17 protein-coding genes and 1 riboswitch are annotated in these 15,127 nt (G+C 44.8%); of the genes, 7 read left to right on the top strand and 10 right to left on the bottom strand.

All coding sequences use genetic code 11. The features are described 5' to 3' along the window. Positions 1-31 precede the first annotated feature (31 nt). The 8 genes from H615_RS0107560 to H615_RS0107525 form a co-directional block, all read right to left on the bottom strand. Positions 32-973: a metal ABC transporter solute-binding protein, Zn/Mn family gene (locus H615_RS0107560; protein WP_035531376.1), complete on the bottom strand. Its 942-nt coding sequence runs from the start codon at positions 971-973 to the stop codon at positions 32-34. A gap of 146 nt (positions 974-1,119) precedes the next feature. Next, positions 1,120-1,977, bottom strand: coding sequence for a metal ABC transporter permease (locus H615_RS0107555; protein WP_027954577.1), 858 nt, complete (start codon positions 1,975-1,977; stop codon positions 1,120-1,122). Positions 1,978-1,979: 2 nt separating this feature from the next. Continuing rightward, complete coding sequence (locus H615_RS0107550; RefSeq protein ID WP_027954576.1) at positions 1,980-2,720, bottom strand: metal ABC transporter ATP-binding protein; 741 nt, start codon at positions 2,718-2,720, stop codon at positions 1,980-1,982. Between the two features lie 289 nt (positions 2,721-3,009). Beyond that, a complete protein-coding gene (locus H615_RS0107545) occupies positions 3,010-3,258 on the bottom strand; it encodes a hypothetical protein (RefSeq protein WP_027954575.1) in 249 nt (82 codons plus the stop codon). 20 nt (positions 3,259-3,278) lie between these two features. Continuing rightward, on the bottom strand, positions 3,279-3,854 hold the full coding sequence (locus tag H615_RS0107540) for an HMA2 domain-containing protein (protein ID WP_027954574.1): 576 nt from the start codon (positions 3,852-3,854) through the stop codon (positions 3,279-3,281). Next, positions 3,803-5,872, bottom strand: a complete 2,070-nt coding sequence (locus H615_RS21025; RefSeq protein ID WP_051254616.1) for a heavy metal translocating P-type ATPase — start codon at positions 5,870-5,872, stop codon at positions 3,803-3,805. Before H615_RS21025 ends, H615_RS0107540 begins: the two co-directional genes overlap by 52 nt. A 47-nt stretch (positions 5,873-5,919) precedes the next feature. Then, positions 5,920-6,453: an HMA2 domain-containing protein gene (locus H615_RS0107530; protein ID WP_027954573.1), complete on the bottom strand. Its 534-nt coding sequence runs from the start codon at positions 6,451-6,453 to the stop codon at positions 5,920-5,922. Beyond that, positions 6,450-6,851 carry a hypothetical protein gene (locus H615_RS0107525; protein ID WP_027954572.1) on the bottom strand — a complete coding sequence of 134 codons (402 nt, stop codon included), beginning with the start codon at positions 6,849-6,851 and terminating at the stop codon, positions 6,450-6,452. The genes H615_RS0107530 and H615_RS0107525 overlap by 4 nt, the downstream gene beginning before the upstream one ends. A 245-nt stretch (positions 6,852-7,096) precedes the next feature. Between H615_RS0107525 and H615_RS0107520 the strand changes: the two genes are divergently transcribed. The 3 genes from H615_RS0107520 (at position 7,097) to H615_RS0107510 (ending at position 8,512) form a co-directional block, all read left to right on the top strand. Further along, positions 7,097-7,441: a MerR family transcriptional regulator gene (locus H615_RS0107520; protein ID WP_027954571.1), complete on the top strand. Its 345-nt coding sequence runs from the start codon at positions 7,097-7,099 to the stop codon at positions 7,439-7,441. Then, a complete protein-coding gene (locus tag H615_RS0107515) occupies positions 7,438-7,908 on the top strand; it encodes an SRPBCC family protein (protein WP_027954570.1) in 471 nt (156 codons plus the stop codon). Before H615_RS0107520 ends, H615_RS0107515 begins: the two co-directional genes overlap by 4 nt. Positions 7,909-8,032: 124 nt before the next feature. After that, positions 8,033-8,512 (top strand): effector binding domain-containing protein, encoded by a 480-nt coding sequence (locus H615_RS0107510; protein WP_035531373.1) that lies wholly within the window; start codon positions 8,033-8,035, stop codon positions 8,510-8,512. A gap of 286 nt (positions 8,513-8,798) precedes the next feature. Here H615_RS0107510 and guaC read toward each other — a convergent pair whose 3' ends face one another. After that, the gene (gene guaC, locus H615_RS0107500; RefSeq protein WP_035531372.1) at positions 8,799-9,782 is read right to left on the bottom strand and encodes a GMP reductase; all 984 of its coding nucleotides are present in this window, start codon (positions 9,780-9,782) and stop codon (positions 8,799-8,801) included. Positions 9,783-10,023: 241 nt separating this feature from the next. Here guaC and H615_RS0107495 point away from each other — a divergent pair, with 241 nt between their 5' ends. After that, positions 10,024-11,469: an MDR family MFS transporter gene (locus H615_RS0107495; protein ID WP_027954566.1), complete on the top strand. Its 1,446-nt coding sequence runs from the start codon at positions 10,024-10,026 to the stop codon at positions 11,467-11,469. 36 nt (positions 11,470-11,505) lie between these two features. Here the strand turns inward: H615_RS0107495 and H615_RS0107490 are convergent, their stop codons facing one another. Continuing rightward, positions 11,506-12,147: a FusB/FusC family EF-G-binding protein gene (locus tag H615_RS0107490; RefSeq protein ID WP_027954565.1), complete on the bottom strand. Its 642-nt coding sequence runs from the start codon at positions 12,145-12,147 to the stop codon at positions 11,506-11,508. A gap of 181 nt (positions 12,148-12,328) precedes the next feature. Between H615_RS0107490 and H615_RS0107485 the strand changes: the two genes are divergently transcribed. The 3 genes from H615_RS0107485 (at position 12,329) to H615_RS0107475 (ending at position 14,827) form a co-directional block, all read left to right on the top strand. Further along, on the top strand, positions 12,329-13,003 hold the full coding sequence (locus tag H615_RS0107485) for a DUF421 domain-containing protein (protein ID WP_027954564.1): 675 nt from the start codon (positions 12,329-12,331) through the stop codon (positions 13,001-13,003). Between the two features lie 198 nt (positions 13,004-13,201). Continuing rightward, positions 13,202-14,113 carry a DUF6612 family protein gene (locus H615_RS0107480; RefSeq protein ID WP_027954563.1) on the top strand — a complete coding sequence of 304 codons (912 nt, stop codon included), beginning with the start codon at positions 13,202-13,204 and terminating at the stop codon, positions 14,111-14,113. Between the two features lie 66 nt (positions 14,114-14,179). Continuing rightward, positions 14,180-14,827 (top strand): class D sortase, encoded by a 648-nt coding sequence (locus tag H615_RS0107475; protein ID WP_027954562.1) that lies wholly within the window; start codon positions 14,180-14,182, stop codon positions 14,825-14,827. Positions 14,828-14,935: 108 nt separating this feature from the next. After that, positions 14,936-15,124: riboswitch (cobalamin riboswitch) on the top strand. The last annotated feature ends 3 nt before the right edge of the window (positions 15,125-15,127 follow it).

Raw genomic sequence — 15,127 nt, 5'->3', positions numbered from 1 at the left:
CTCCCGATCAGCCGGGAGGCGTTTTTACCATTTATTGAGTCAATCCTTCTTTTATGGTTTTGATATTCCATTCCATCATGGAGATGTAACTGTCTCCATCCTCTCCAGGTTCAGCAAGGGAATCGGTAAAGACTTTACCTCTGATCGGAACATCGGTTTCTGATGATACAGCTTCCATACTCCGGGCATCAATACTGGTTTCGAGGAACAATCCAGTGATTTGTCTTTCGTTGATCAAATCTACAATTCTAGTAATTTGATCAGGAGTTCCCTGGTTTTCCTGGTTGATTTCCCAAATGTATTCGGCTTGGAAGTTGTAAGCCTCACTGAAATATTTGAATGCTCCTTCACTTGTAACGAGCACACGTTCCTCTTCGGGGATTTCCTCGAACTGGGCCACTGCTTCATCATGCAGATCTTGCAGTTCTGCGATATATTCTTCTGCATTTCTTTCATAGACTTCCTTGTTTTCAGGATCCACCTTAATCAGGCCGTCCCGTGCGTTTTCAGCATACTGGATACCGTTTTGAATATCCAGCCAGGCGTGAGGATCTTCTTCACCCTCCTTGCCTTCTGTCGTTAAGTACATGGCTTCAACATTTTCACTCATTAAAAAGACAGGAGCATCGTCGCCGGCTTTTCCGGTGGTTTCCATCAGTTTATTGAACCATGAATTTCCGGCTTCCAAATTCAAACCATTGTAGAATACGGCATCAGCATCTGTTGTTTTCTTGACATCTTCCGGTAGTGGATCGTATTCATGGGGGTTGGAGCCGATGGGAGCGAGACTGTGAATATCCACTTTGTCACCACCGACATTCTTAACGATGTCATAAATAATGGAATACGTCGTAACGACCTGTACTTTTTCATCTTCATCTTTCGTTCCGCTTGCTTCGTTGTCTCCACAGGCTGCCAGAAAGAGCAGAGTGGAAAACACGAGTACACTAAGGATCCAATTCTTTTTCAACATAAACATAATTCCTCCTGACTATTCGTAAAACGTTGTTTTATTCAATGGTGCTTTAGATAACAAGTGTTAGAAGGGAAGAGGTACTTGTCTTCCCGGCATAAATGATGACTAGGGGAGTGATGACTCCCATTTACCTTATTCATTCATTAAACAAGGGATGCCCGCTTTTTCCTTACCTTCAGCATTTTCCATAGAAGCCCGTGCTTTGGTGAAAAAAGGAATACGAGAATAAAAAGGGCGGTTGCTGCTAAAACAATGGCAGCTCCTGAAGCCAGGTTGTAGGTGAAACTGAAGTACAACCCTGTAATGCTTGATATGACGCCGATACCGGCAGCAAGAAAAATCATGATGGACAGCCGGTCTGTTAATAGGTAAGCGGCGGCTGCCGGTGTAATCAGCATGGCTACGACGAGGACAATGCCCACGGTCTGCAGAGAAGCCACGGTCACCATCGTTAACAGAGTCATAAGAAAATAATGAATCATACGTACAGGCAGCCCATAGGCGGCTCCCATTGTTTCGTCAAAAGATGTAACGAGCAGTTCTTTATAGAATAAGTAAACAGCTGCCAAGACAACTAAACCTATGCCCATGGTGATCCACATATCTGAGGAACGGACGGCCAGGACATTCCCGAACAGAATGTGATACAGATCTGTACTGCTTTTCAGCAGTGTAATAATGATGATCCCGGCAGCAAATGCAGCGGTGAACATAATTCCAATGGATGTGTCATGTTTGATCCGGCTGTTTTGACTGACGAATCCAATGGCAATGGCGGTTAGTACACCGCTGAAAACGGCACCGAAAAAGAAGTTGATTCCCAGCATATAAGAAATGGCAACACCAGGTAGGACGGCATGTGAGATGGCGTCTCCCATAAGTGCCATTCCTCTTAAGATAATGAAGCAGCCGATGACTCCGCAGATGATGCCGACCATAATCGATGTAAGCAGGGCTTTTTGTAAAAATTCATATTGAAAGACGGCCTCGATAAATTCCATAGTTACACTCCAATCTCTTTCATGAAGGCAAATTGCCCTTGATACGCTTTGGCAATGGTTTCTGTACGGAAAACTTCACTGACAGGACCGAAATCAACCAATTCCTTATTTAGTAAAATGAGCTGGTCAAAATATTCTTCTGCTTTACTTAAATCGTGATGGACGACCACGACGGTTTTTCCGTGCCAGCATAATTCCTTTAGGATTTTGACAATCGTTTCCTCACTGGACACGTCGACTCCTACAAAAGGCTCGTCAAGAAAGAACATATCCGCTTTCTGGGCCAGAGCACGGGCGAGGAATACACGCTGCTGCTGCCCCCCGGAAAGTTCACCGATCTGTCTTTTGCTGAAATCTTTCATACCGACTCTGTCCAAACACTCCAGTGCCCAGATTTTTTCTTTTTTTCCCGGTCTACGGAACAATTTCAAGTTGGGGTAGGTGCCGAGCAGGACAGCATCCAGGACAGTGATTGGAAAATCCCAGTCGATATCATTTCTTTGAGGGACATAGGCGATTTTCCGTCGTGCTTCCTGAATGGAACTCCCGAATAAATGAATGGTTCCTTTATCTTTAGGAATCAAATTCAGTACAGCTTTTAGAAACGTAGATTTACCTGCGCCGTTAGGCCCGATAATTCCTATAAGGTTCCCTGGCTGCACTGACAGACTGATACCTTTGACAGCTTCATTTCCGTAATAGGAAACGTGAAGGTCTTTGATGGAAATAGCAGGGTGGTGCATGATGATCCTCCTTTAATCATTTTCTTTATACATAGTTCGTGCATGTCTTCATGAAATTTATATTAGGGCATTTAAATTTGCCGAGTGCAACTTTTAGTTTAAAAAAGATACCCCTTTACTATATGGGGGTCCCGAAAAAAGATGACAGTATTGCTTTCAGCATAAAAAGTTTCCTTAGTGCAAAATATATAGCTAACTCCACGAAATGTCAACAGTGAAGTCAGAATATTATACGAAAGTTTATAAAAAAGGTACATTCCCGGGGGAGTGTACCTTTTTGGCCTTCTTCTTATTGGGCGCTGTTCACTTTTTTCTCGGCAATATAATCTTCCAGGCGTTCTTTCTGTGCGATTAAATCCTCCATCGTTACTTCATGTTGGTTGGTTGAAAGGGAAGGCAGTGAATTCATAGATTGAACGCCGGGGTTTTGAATGAGCTGTGAAAGCTGACCCTGGTTTTGTTCATAGAGCCGGTAGCCGACTGCTCCAACGACTGTTCCTGATACAAATCCCATCATGAAATCCTTATTTAATACCATAGTAATACCTCCTGTTTTTTTTAGAATGGCAGTATTCTTTTTTTGTTTGAATCATTTAAAAGCTCAAGGACGTTGACAGCCCAAGTTACCATAGCTACCTGAAGAATGTTTCCTGCCCCGATGGACAGCATGCTTACAATTCCCGTGAGAACATCCGGGTGACGGAGTTTGTTTTCTCCGTGGGACAGAACTGTATAAGCAGTGGAAATGACGACGGCATAGTCGAGCATTCCAGGGACGCTGCCGGGCTTGTTGTTCAAATAGGCCAGCAGAATAAGGAATCCTGTTACAAGACTTCGGAAAAAATCCTTGCGCTGGGCAGGGGCAATATTGATCATGATATTGTCCAGCGGATCAAACTGCGTCTGCTTAAAAAATAAACTGATAAAACGGAGGATGATTTTTCTGTTAATCACGTCCTTGGAGTAGTGGACCGTCATCGATTGAATAGCCGGTTCAATGTTTACCTTCTGTATTCCTTTAATGGACGTAAACATATCCTGGATCTGCCCGTGCTCTTTCTTATCGTAGAGAGCAGGAATGATCAGGCGGAGTCGACCAGGTATGTCGTGGACGATGGTAAAGGTTGCCTGCATGGTTTTCTCTCCTTGTTCACCAACAAGCGTGTGCTGTTCAGGACAACTCCGATTGTAGCCGAGTTGTGTATGGCGGCACCCACTGTCGGTGTAATCCATCCGAAAAGGCCGAACAATATAGCCGCGCTATTTAAAGCAATGGTGACAGCGAAATTCCTCCGGATCATCCGCATGGTGGACTTGGATAGATCGACCATATCTGCCAGGATTAGAGGATCGTCTGAGGTGATAACAAGGTCACTGGCTTCCACGGCAATATCCGTCCGTTTTCCTCCCATGCTTACTCCTATATCAGCTGCTGCCAAAGCAGGAGCATCATTGATTCCGTCACCGACCATCATGACATTTCTTCCTTGATTTTTGTAATGATGGACAAAGGCTGCTTTCTCGTGAGGGAGGACTTCAGGGTAATAGTGATCCAGATGAAGCTCCTTGAAAACTTCTTCAGCTGTCTCCTTTTTATCCCCTGTAATCATGACAATTTCATCAATCCCGCTTCTTCTTAATTGGTTGATCGTCCGCTTCATTCCAGAGCGGACAGCATCTTCGATAACAATCACACCGGCAATGGACTGATCAACTGCTGCATATACGGTGTTTTTCTTTTTTAAAGATTTTTTAAGAAAAGGCAGGCTGCTCATATCCACATGTGACTTTATGAGAAGTTCCTGGCTGCCGACCAGTACTTCCTTTTTATTGACGATCGCTCTAACTCCGTGACCTACGATATTTTCAATGCTTGAGTGGTCATGGTCATAGGCAGTAAGGCCATTCTTTTTCATTTTAGTTAAAATAGATTCAGCTATTGGATGAGAGGAATGCTCCTCAGCAGACGCCGCGTATCGGAGTATGTCGTTTTCTGTGAAACCATTAAATGGAAGGATTTGAACAATTTCTGGGCGTCCTTCCGTAATTGTTCCGGTTTTATCCAATATGGCCGTATCGACAGAGGCTAAGGACTGCAGGTGCTGCCCGCCTTTCATGATGGCACCTTGACTGGCTGCTCTGCCGATTGAAGCGGAAACAGCAGTAGCTGTAGCCAGCTTGATCCCACATACATAATCAATGACAAGCATGTTCAACACACGGTCCCAGCTTCTTGTAAGGGCGTATGTCAATAATGCCAGCAGGAATGACACGGGAACCAGCCGTTCCGACATGTCGTCGGCGTAATTTTGAATCGGGGCTTTGGAATCCTGAGCATGTTCAATCATATGAATGATTCCGGCAGCGGTCGTGTCTTCTCCGACGCGGGTGACTTCCATCTGCAGACTTCCGGACTGTACAATAGTCCCAGCATACACTTCCTGCCCTTTGAACACTTCTTGAGGCATGTATTCTCCTGTAATGGCCGATTGATCTATGGTGGCGGTTCCTTGGCATACTCGGCCATCCGCTGAAATTTTTTCCCCTTCGAAAACCGCCAGTGTATCACCGGGATTGATGGTTTGGATGGGGACTTTCTCTTCCCGGCCGTTATGAATTACTTTCCATACATATGGCGTATCCACACTCATCATATCCCGCACGTATGTTTTCGTTCGCTGTGACGTCATGTCGGTAATAATCTCACTTAACGTCGACATGATGAGAATCATAACGGCTGACTTCGGATTTCCTTTTATAATAGAAGCGATGATAGCAGCCATACTCAATGTGTCGGCATTTGGGCGGGTCTTTTCCTGAAGTGGCCGCACCCCGTTCTTTAGAGTATTCCTGCAAGCGTACAGGGTAGTCAATGCTGAAGGGGAAAGGACTTTCAGCATTCCAGTGAACCGGGACGCAGGTAGGAAAAAGTCCATCAGGAACGCAGCACCTGCTGTTTGAAGTTCTTTTTTATACAGTGAAAGTTCAGACACAGAAGAGAGTAAACGAGCTGTCCTGCTGCTGTCCGCATTCCAGTGAACGTCGTGGTGGAGCAGCAGCGATCCTGTTTCCGGGGTGTAAAGGGCGGATTTCACCCCTGGAAGGTTTCGATGAAAAGCTTCGACGACTTCTGGCCTTTGTTCTTTTTCCATTCTCAACCGTGTCCTTCCTGGCAGCTGATGTATGATTGTTCCTTGCATCAAGTTTTGTCGTCACCATCTTTCTGGATGAGAGTATAAGCCCAGTAAAGGAGGCTGCTGGCAAAGGCCGGGTTGCCGCCGAAACCTGTTGTTCCTTTATATAGGAGCCATAAAACCAAAAGGGATTCCGCATCGGTTTTCCCTCCGGTTTGTTTCTTAACCGCATTGTTCAGAGAGTTCATCCCTTTTCGGAACGAACTTTTCATCTTTGATTCTATGTAGGGATAGGTCGATGTAGACGTGTCGACGGCCAGCTGGATTAAGGCATCAAATTGTTCTGATGTCAGGGTACTGCTGTTGAACAAGATGAGAAGACTCCCTGTGATTCCTGAAGCTTCCACATGCTGGACGATGGGGATTTCCGTGAATACTTCTTCCAGAGCAGCGGCTGTCGTTTCATTTTTCCAATGATCGCTTTGGAGACGGACTCTTCCCGGCATCGCATGGAGGACCTGAACTTTTTGATCCTTCATCCGCTTCATGATTTCTGGAGCGGCCAAAGATGCACCCAGACCGATTAAATTCTGGATCATAATTCAGTCACTTCTTTGGAGATTACATCATTGTGAACGCGTTGAATGATGGTTAACCAGTTTTCTATTTGTTTTTCCCCTACATTTGGATCAGGATCGTACTCTACAAGCAGTGTTCCGGTCTCTGGTGTGTGTTTGACGGTGTATATTTTATTTTCCAATTCCAACAATGGAATCAAACGCGTAATAATTTTAGAACGGCCTTCCCAGTATGGTGACGAAAGCCGGACTCTGCCGGGAATAAAATGGAGAACGTCTATCCTGTAAGATCCCAGCATTTTTTCCAAGCGTTTTAAGAATAGGACTTGCTTTACTTTAGTGAGCATGGTGGACTCCTTTGCGATAGATTGTTTAACATGTTTATGATTAAGTGTATGTAAACTTCCATTATATGACAAGGTAAATTCCTCCTGTTCATGATTAACATAATATGGTTGAAATCAACAATTTTAGACAGTATCTTTCACCATTTAACAAGATGAAACAAAAACTACCCGGACTTTTATCCTGCCAGGTGCAGCGTGAAAGATTCGTAAAGATAGAGTGAATAAGGTCAATGGGAGGGGATGTTTTCTTCATTTGGAGAGATTCCTTGACTATGGCGTGTACCCCACGGTTTATAATAAGTGCAGGAGGGCGTGTCATGTATAAAAGAAGTGAATTCTCAAACCTTACGGGACTCAGCAAGGATACACTCCGGTATTATGCAGAGGTGGGCCTGTTGGAACCGGCTTTTATTCATCCGGAAAACAAGTACAGGTACTATGATGACGGCAGCTATTTTCTCGCTCTTCTGCTTGGTAAACTGCGGAGGTTCGGTTTTTCCATACAGGAAATGAAAACCGTAATGGCCGATGAATCCTTTGCCAGTCTTGGAGAGTTGTTAGCAGAAAAGAAGAGCAAGATGGAACAGGAGGCCGAAGATATTCAGGCAAGAATTAAGGAACTGGATGCTTTTATCCAATCAGGTAAGGAGGAGAACGAATGATAGAATGGGAAAAAGAAAAAATGATCGACGCTTCTCTTGAGGATGTGTGGGATCTTTTCAAAGATCAAAACATTAAGCGGATCATGCCTAAGGTGGAAGAGCATAAGCTGATTGAAAAAACAGAAACGGAAGCAGGTGCGAAACACCTGCAGACCTACAGAGAAGGGAAGCGTCTCGAAACCTATACTGTAGATACGCTTGTGTATGAGGACAAGCCGGCATTTAAACATAAGAAAATCGCTTTTGTGATCGGCAAAGCTTTTGAAGTAACGGCGTCCTTCCGATTGGAAAAAGTGGATCAGTCGACAACAAGGTTGATATATTCCGGGTCCAATCGTGGGACTAACTTTGTCGGCCGTGCCATGATGAAGCTGGCGAATAAAAAAGGGAATGATAAAGTCGTCCAGGAGTTCGTCGACCGTGTAGAAGAGCAGGCAACGCTGTCCAGCGAATTATGGAAACCGTAAGGTGGAGGACCTGATCATTTATAAGGGTTGGATTGGAAGGGAAGAGACTCATATGTAGTATAGAAAACAGATTGAACGTCTCACATAACTAATCAATCCTGTTTTACGGGAAAGGAGTGAGTCTATGGAAATCATTACGCTTCCGGAATGGAAGGCAGCCTGCAGGAGATGGGAAGGAGGTTACACAGAACTTTCGGATCTGAAAGGGTTGATTGAGGGGGTAATGGAGGAAATGATCGGAAGAGCTGACCTTGAGCATGTATCTGAACAGTGGGGGTTTTCCTATCATACAAGGGATGATGGACTTGTGCACTATTCAGGGTTTCAGGTTGACGAGTCGGTGGAAATTCCCTCGACGATGAACATTCAAACGATTCCAGAACAAACCTATCTTCACGTGCAGTATCTGAAAGAGAAAAATGTTGCAGATACCTATACAGCTGTCTATCAATGGTTTAAGAATACGGGGAGACAACCTCATCGTGAACCTGGTGTGGAGTATTATGATGATCTGCCAATCAAGTTCGAGAAGTACCCGGTGCCAAGGAAAATGGATCATCATGATTTTGATATCTACATCCCACTTCTGCAGCGAGATTATTGATCCGGATCAAAAAAGAAGACCGTCCCAGCTTTAGAAACATTACGTAGAGGTAGCTGTATGTCATCTGGATTGCGAAGGGCCGCATATTGGGAAGAAGTCTGTAGGGAGCACGGCCTCCGTTACCTTTTTCCGGTAGAGATTCCTGACCAAGCAGATCTTCGGATGATGGTGCTTCTTCAGGCATACTTAACGGGCTTTTTTCATAAGATCGGGAATCCCAAGTACAAAAAAGCTGCCGGGAACTTTACCGACAGCCTGACCGGCCGCTCTTACGGCCGGTTTTCTTTTAATAAACTTTGTCTCCATTGAAGATGGAGTTTTTCACAATGACATAGTCCACGTGTCGGATGCCATCAAGATCGATACCGCCCGCATAGCTGATAGCGGACTGAAGATCCTGTTCCATCTCTGTGAGGGTATCTTTCAAATGTCCTTTGTATTCCACGAACATCTTCTTGCCCTCGACGTTCTTCTTTTCCCCTTTTTGATATTCAGAAGCAGAACCAAAATATTCTTTGTATAGTTTCCCACCTTTTTCAACGGTTTCTCCCGGAGATTCTTCGTGACCGGCAAAGAGAGAGCCGATCATTACCATGGAGGCGCCGAAACGGATGGATTTTGCGATATCTCCATGGGTGCGGATTCCGCCGTCGGCAATAACAGGTTTACTGGCTGCCTTTGCACACCAGCGTAAAGCTGCCAGCTGCCACCCACCAGTACCGAAACCGGTTTTGACCTTTGTAATACAAACCTTTCCTGGTCCGATTCCTACTTTAGTGGCATCGGCCCCGGCGTTTTCAAGTTCCCTGACGGCTTCTGGAGTACCGACATTCCCGGCAATAACGAACGTGGATGGGAGGTGGGCTTTGATGTGCTGAATCATATGAATGACAGCGCTGGAATGTCCGTGGGCGATGTCGATCGTAATATAATCCGGAGTCAGATGGCGGGCAGCCAAGGATTCGATAAATTCATATTCGTCTTCCTTCACACCTACACTAATGGAAGAAATCAAACCTCTTTCCTTCATTGTTTCAATAAAACGGGTACGTGTTTCAGGCTGGAAGCGGTGCATAATATAGAAATATCCATTTTCAGCAAGCTTTGTTGCTGTTTCATCATCAATAATGGTCTGCATGTTGGCGGGAACCACAGGCAGCTTGAACGTATGATTTCCAAATTGAACAGAGGTATTGCATTCAGAACGACTATTTACGACACATTTTGCGGGAATTAATTGAACATCTTCATAATCAAATACATTTTCCATCAAAATCACTCCTGAAACACGAATATTTTAGTAATAATTAAATATATTGTTCGTACAATAGTAATTTACATCATTGTGCGCTTCCTGTCAAAGAAAGATTGATTTCCTTTCTATTAAGAGGGAAGCCATTGTAAAAGCCGATTAAAATGATCAAAAAGAAAAACAAAACCCTTGCAAAAGTGAATCATTTTATAGAACATAGGGAAGGATTGTACTTTGAAACAGAAGATGGAGGTTCAAAATGGAGACGACGCAGAATAGAAAAATTATTTTGGCAACGTTTATGATCGGGGCGTTTTTCGCGATTCTCAATGAGACGCTTTTAAACATAGCATTAACAGAACTTATGGATGTTTTCGGCTTAAGTGCTCCGACGGTCCAGTGGATGGCCACGGGCTTCATGTTGGTGATGGGGGTATTGATGCCGATATCCGCCCTCTTGATTCAATGGTTTACCACGAGACAGATGTTTATCGGAGTTATGACGATCTTCTTAATAGGAACGACAATTGCTGCGACCGCATTGAACTTCCCGATGCTTTTAACAGGGCGCATGATTCAGGCGGTTGGAACGGGTTTATTAATACCTGTAATTATGAATGCCCTCCTTTTGCTTTATGAGCCTGCGGTCAGAGGAAGGATTATGGGGACATTCGGACTTGTCATCATGTTCGCTCCAGCGATTGGACCGACATTATCGGGAGTTATTGTCGATTTCCTTGGATGGCGCTGGTTGTTTATTACTGTCATTCCATTTGCCTTGTTTTCCATCGTTTTTGCATGGAAATTCCTTGAGAACGTCGGTGAGATCACAAGACCGAAGGCGGACGCACTTTCGATTGTCCTTTCTTCTATAGGAATCGGGGGGATTGTCTATGGATTCAGCAGTGCCGGGGAAACAGAAGCAGGATTCGCCTCACCATTAATCATTGTGATTCTAGCTGTGGCAGTCATCAGCATAGCCTGGTTTGTTTTCCGGCAGCTTCGTTTGGAAGAGCCGCTTCTGGATGTGCGGGTTTTTCAATATCCCAGCTATACTAGAGGCATCTCTATTTTTGTTATTGTCATTATGGCAATGTTCGCTTCCGAAATCGTCATGCCGATGTATCTCCAGGGGCCGCTTGGTTACTCTGCTAAAATCGCCGGACTGCTTTTACTTCCCGGCGCTTTGCTTAATGGGTTAATGTCACCGGTTATGGGGACGTTATTTGACAAAGTCGGCCCGCGGAAGCTGATTATTCCCGGGACGATTGTCCTGACAGGCGTCATGTTCTTCTTCAGCCAAATCACGCCCTCCATCCCGACGTGGAGTTTTGTTCTTGCTTATATACTGCTGATGTTGTCAATTTCAGCCATTATGATGCCTTCCCAGACCAATGCGCTGAATGAGCTGCCGAAGCACTTGTATCCTCATGGAACAGCGATAGCCAATACGCTGCAGCCGATCGGTGGAGCGCTTGGAGTATCCATTTTTGTCAGCATAATGAGCCAGGGGCAGAGAAATTACCTCGATGGAGAACAGGCACAGGAGGGAAGTGCCCTTATGACCGAAGCCATGACCGCCGGCGTCCATCAAGCCTACTGGTTTGCGCTTGCCCTGGGAGTTATCACAGTGGTCATTGCTCTTACGATTAAGCGTGCGGTTTCTCCTGATTACGACAAAGAAACTCAACAGAAACAAGCATAAAAAAGACCCATCCGGATTCCGGATGGGCTTTTTTTATTATAGATTCATCATACGGATGATAAACGACTCCAGAGGTTTTCTGGATTTAATATTTTCGTTGCATTTCCTGCTGTCATAGCAGATATAATTCCCACGACTTACGCTTTCTTCAGCATCTTTCCCTTTGCTGGTGACCGTAAACAGGCCGACACGCTCCTGTTCATGGCAGAGCGTGCATATGTTTTTCTGCCGGGATGGCAGGTAGTGTCCGTAAAGACCGGTATACCGGCCGTCGACTTTAGTGATAATATATTTCCGATTGGCTGCAGGGTCATTCCATCCCATATAGGACATTTCAGCCCAGTCCATTTCATCGAATTCCGGAACCTGGAGTTTTTTTACTTTAGGAAACAGTAGACTGATTTCTGCGTCAGTCAGCTTCGGGAAAGGAATCACGTAATGCTTCAGTCTGGAAAAATAAAAAATGGCATCCGTTTCTTCCTGCACCTGTTCAATCTGACGGATCAATTCGTGCTGGCCTTCCGTTAACGTTTCAAAAACATCGAGGGCTTTTTCGGAAGAGAGAGAGGTAAGTGCCTGAGTGACCGATGAATCATTGGTCGTCCGGTGGCCGTTCAACAGATTCTGGGTTTCATTCTTTATATAATGGTATTGATCGGAGCGGATAAATGCATCCATGTTCATACCTCCGTTTCTAGTAGGTGTGGTCTTATTATTTCAGAGCCGCTTCATTTCATCAACTTAAAGGCTTTTCATTCACACTGGAATACCCTGAAAGTGTAAGATTAGGGGGCTTTTTCATATTCTCTGATGATTATGGAACGCTAGGATTATGGAAAAAGAGTAAGGAGGGTGACTTATGAATACGGTTATGTACCTTGGAAACGGGATCGTGTTATTTTTTGTTTTATACATGCTGGCCCGGACGCTTGGAAAGAAATTGACATCCCAGATGACGCTTTTCGATTTTATTGCAGGTATAACCTTGGGTAGTATGACAGCGACAACGTTTCTATCTCCAAGTGTGTCCCTTCCGCGTGGCATCCTTGCCCTCACTTTATTTTCCGGACTGGTTTTTCTTATCGACCATTTGACGTTGAAAAGTCTTTTGATCCGCCGGATTTTCAATAGTGAAGCAAGCATGCTCATGAAAGATGGGCGGATTCAGATGGAAGAAATGAATAAAGTACGTTTTACAGTGGATGAACTCATTGCAGAGTTAAGGAAGAAAGGTGTCTTCAGCTTCAGTCAGGTGGAGGCAGCTGTACTCGAAACCGACGGGACTGTAAGTGTATTGAGGAAAGCGGACGCTTCTCCGGTCACCCCTGCACAGATGAACCTTGTCACTCAAACCATTTCTTCTCCCTACCTTGTGATCACTGATGGAAAAGTTGTCAAAAAACAGCTGCAGCAGAGCGGTTTCAGCGAGCAATGGCTTCAGGAGCAGGTGAAAACGGCGGGGTATGTTTCTTTTAAGGAAATTTCAGCCTGTCAAATTCATCAGGATGGATCCCTGTACCTTTCGGGAAAATAATCGACGGTCCTCCCAACTATAGACCCGATCCTTCGACAACATCTGGAATAAAAATGCAGAAAATGAGGATTTTATGTTTAAGTGTGGGGAGGGTGGGTTATTAACTTGTAGGTGGAAAATAGTGGGTTGTGTCAGCTTTTGGATCATACATACATAGGAAACTCACCGTAGAAGCCAATATGAAACGGGAGTGTTTGGATGAAGAAAAAGTTTTTGAGTACGATGATGGCCGGTGCTGTAATGTTTGCGTTACCTCTTCAAGCCGCTGCGGCTGACATGAGTGCGGAAGACATCTTGAAAAAATCGAATGAAGCGATGATGGATCTGGACAGCTATACGATCCATACGTCTTCTGATCAGACAGTACCTGGTATGGAGGGTGGAGAAAACTCAGAAGTGACATCTGAATCAAAAGCGGATGTCATGCTTGATCCTCTTAAAATGCATATGACGACGACCATTGCCGGTCAGGAAACGGAATCATATTTGACTGAAGATGGGTATTACGTACAGATGCCTGAGGAAGGCTGGGTAAAAATGTCCGGAGATCTTGGAAATCTTCAAAAATCCATGATGGCAGAAGGCCAGATGTCCCAAGCCATGCCGCTTGCCTCGGACATGACCGTCAGTGAGGAAGATGACGCTTATGTACTGACCTATGAAGGTGACGGCGAAAAACTATTGAAAATGTCCACGCAAATGCTTCAATCTTCCGGCAGTCAGCAGGATTCGGAGCAGTCTGCTGAAATGCAGAAGATGATTGAGCAGTTGATGGAGAAAGTTGAAATTGAAGATTTCTCCTATCAAGTAACCATTGATAAGGAAAACCATTATATGACAGGTATGATGATGGATATGAAACTTACGTTTGAGGAGAGCAGTGAATCTATAACCATCAGTCAGACATCTGATGTCACTCTTTCCAATTTCAATGGAGTAGGCTCTATCGAAATTCCTCAGGAAGTCCTGGATGCTCAGACACTCGAAGAGACTGCCGGTGGGGAGCTTCCAGACACATCTTCCCATGAACCGGTTTACGCATTAGCAGGCGCACTTGCTGCCGCTGCTGCCGGAGCCGTCCTTTTGTACAGAAGAAAAGAGACAGCATAAGGAGGACATAGAGAAGCCGTACAGCGGCTTCTCCCTTTCTTTATTAATGAAAAAGGAGGTTTTTTTGTGAATAAATTTCTTATTGGGATCATAACCATCGGGCTTTCCATCTCTCTGTTTTATGGACTTCAATGGTGGAATGCTGCTGGTGCAGTAGAGAAGGTCTCCCAAGAAGAAATCAGTACATGGGAGGAAGCTTCCACGGAAATAAATGAAATGGCGGTCATGGATGGGCCGGACCGTAAAACGGCCGGAGAAGAAAAGGTATACAGTGAGCAAGTATCTACATATGAAAAAGGAGAACAGATGGGAAGGCTGATCATTCCGATGCTTAACAAAGGATACACCACATACTGGGGCGCGGATGAGGATTCACTGAAGCGAGGCGTCGGCATGTATGTGAGTGAGTGGACCACCACTCCTGATGAAAAAGGGCATACCGTGTTAAGTGGGCACCGGGAGACGGTTTTTACGAACCTGGGCGATATCAAGCAAGGAGATTCCCTTTTTTATGAGTATGAACAAAAGCGTTATGAATACAAAGTAGAGAAGACCTGGATTACCGATGCAGACGACCGCTCTGTCATTGTGGATAAGAAGGATCCGACATTGACATTGACTACCTGTTATCCGTTTAATTTTGTTGGAGATGCGCCGGAAAGGTATATTATTCAAGCTTCTTTGGTGCACGTTAGTGAAATGGACGGATTATGACAAGAGCAGGATGGACAGCTTTGAAAGGCTGGTTGGGTTAAATAAAGTCCGACGGAAAAAAAGAAAATGGGAGCAATTTAGTCAAATTTCGTTTACAATAGAATTGAATTACATATTGGAAAAGCAGGCGCAATTGAACGACTCAATTGCTTAATAGGGAAGCTGGTGTAATTCCAGCACGGTCCCGCCACTGTAACAGAGAGAGACCCGCATGATCCACTGTACGCGAAATCGTATGGGAAGGAGCGGGGCTTGTTGACCTGAAGTCAGGAGACCTGCCTGCTTTAAACACCAAAAAAA

Origin of the sequence: Halobacillus kuroshimensis DSM 18393 (assembly GCF_000425705.1) — a bacterium.
In the GTDB taxonomy this organism is placed as follows: Bacteria; Bacillota; Bacilli; order Bacillales; family Halobacillaceae; genus Halobacillus; species Halobacillus kuroshimensis.
This window is presented reverse-complemented; position numbering and strand designations above follow the sequence as displayed.

Coding starts and splice junctions, on each gene's coding strand:
- H615_RS0107560 (WP_035531376.1), bottom strand. CDS start 973: ATGTTGAAAAAGAATTGGATCCTTAGTGTACTCGTGTTTTCCACTCTG.
- H615_RS0107555 (WP_027954577.1), bottom strand. CDS start 1,977: ATGGAATTTATCGAGGCCGTCTTTCAATATGAATTTTTACAAAAAGCC.
- H615_RS0107550 (WP_027954576.1), bottom strand. CDS start 2,720: ATGCACCACCCTGCTATTTCCATCAAAGACCTTCACGTTTCCTATTAC.
- H615_RS0107545 (WP_027954575.1), bottom strand. CDS start 3,258: ATGGTATTAAATAAGGATTTCATGATGGGATTTGTATCAGGAACAGTC.
- H615_RS0107540 (WP_027954574.1), bottom strand. CDS start 3,854: ATGCAGGCAACCTTTACCATCGTCCACGACATACCTGGTCGACTCCGC.
- H615_RS21025 (WP_051254616.1), bottom strand. CDS start 5,872: ATGGAAAAAGAACAAAGGCCAGAAGTCGTCGAAGCTTTTCATCGAAAC.
- H615_RS0107530 (WP_027954573.1), bottom strand. CDS start 6,453: ATGATCCAGAATTTAATCGGTCTGGGTGCATCTTTGGCCGCTCCAGAA.
- H615_RS0107520 (WP_027954571.1), top strand. CDS start 7,097: ATGTATAAAAGAAGTGAATTCTCAAACCTTACGGGACTCAGCAAGGAT.
- H615_RS0107515 (WP_027954570.1), top strand. CDS start 7,438: ATGATAGAATGGGAAAAAGAAAAAATGATCGACGCTTCTCTTGAGGAT.
- H615_RS0107510 (WP_035531373.1), top strand. CDS start 8,033: ATGGAAATCATTACGCTTCCGGAATGGAAGGCAGCCTGCAGGAGATGG.
- guaC (WP_035531372.1), bottom strand. CDS start 9,782: ATGGAAAATGTATTTGATTATGAAGATGTTCAATTAATTCCCGCAAAA.
- H615_RS0107495 (WP_027954566.1), top strand. CDS start 10,024: ATGGAGACGACGCAGAATAGAAAAATTATTTTGGCAACGTTTATGATC.
- H615_RS0107490 (WP_027954565.1), bottom strand. CDS start 12,147: ATGGATGCATTTATCCGCTCCGATCAATACCATTATATAAAGAATGAA.
- H615_RS0107485 (WP_027954564.1), top strand. CDS start 12,329: ATGAATACGGTTATGTACCTTGGAAACGGGATCGTGTTATTTTTTGTT.
- H615_RS0107480 (WP_027954563.1), top strand. CDS start 13,202: ATGAAGAAAAAGTTTTTGAGTACGATGATGGCCGGTGCTGTAATGTTT.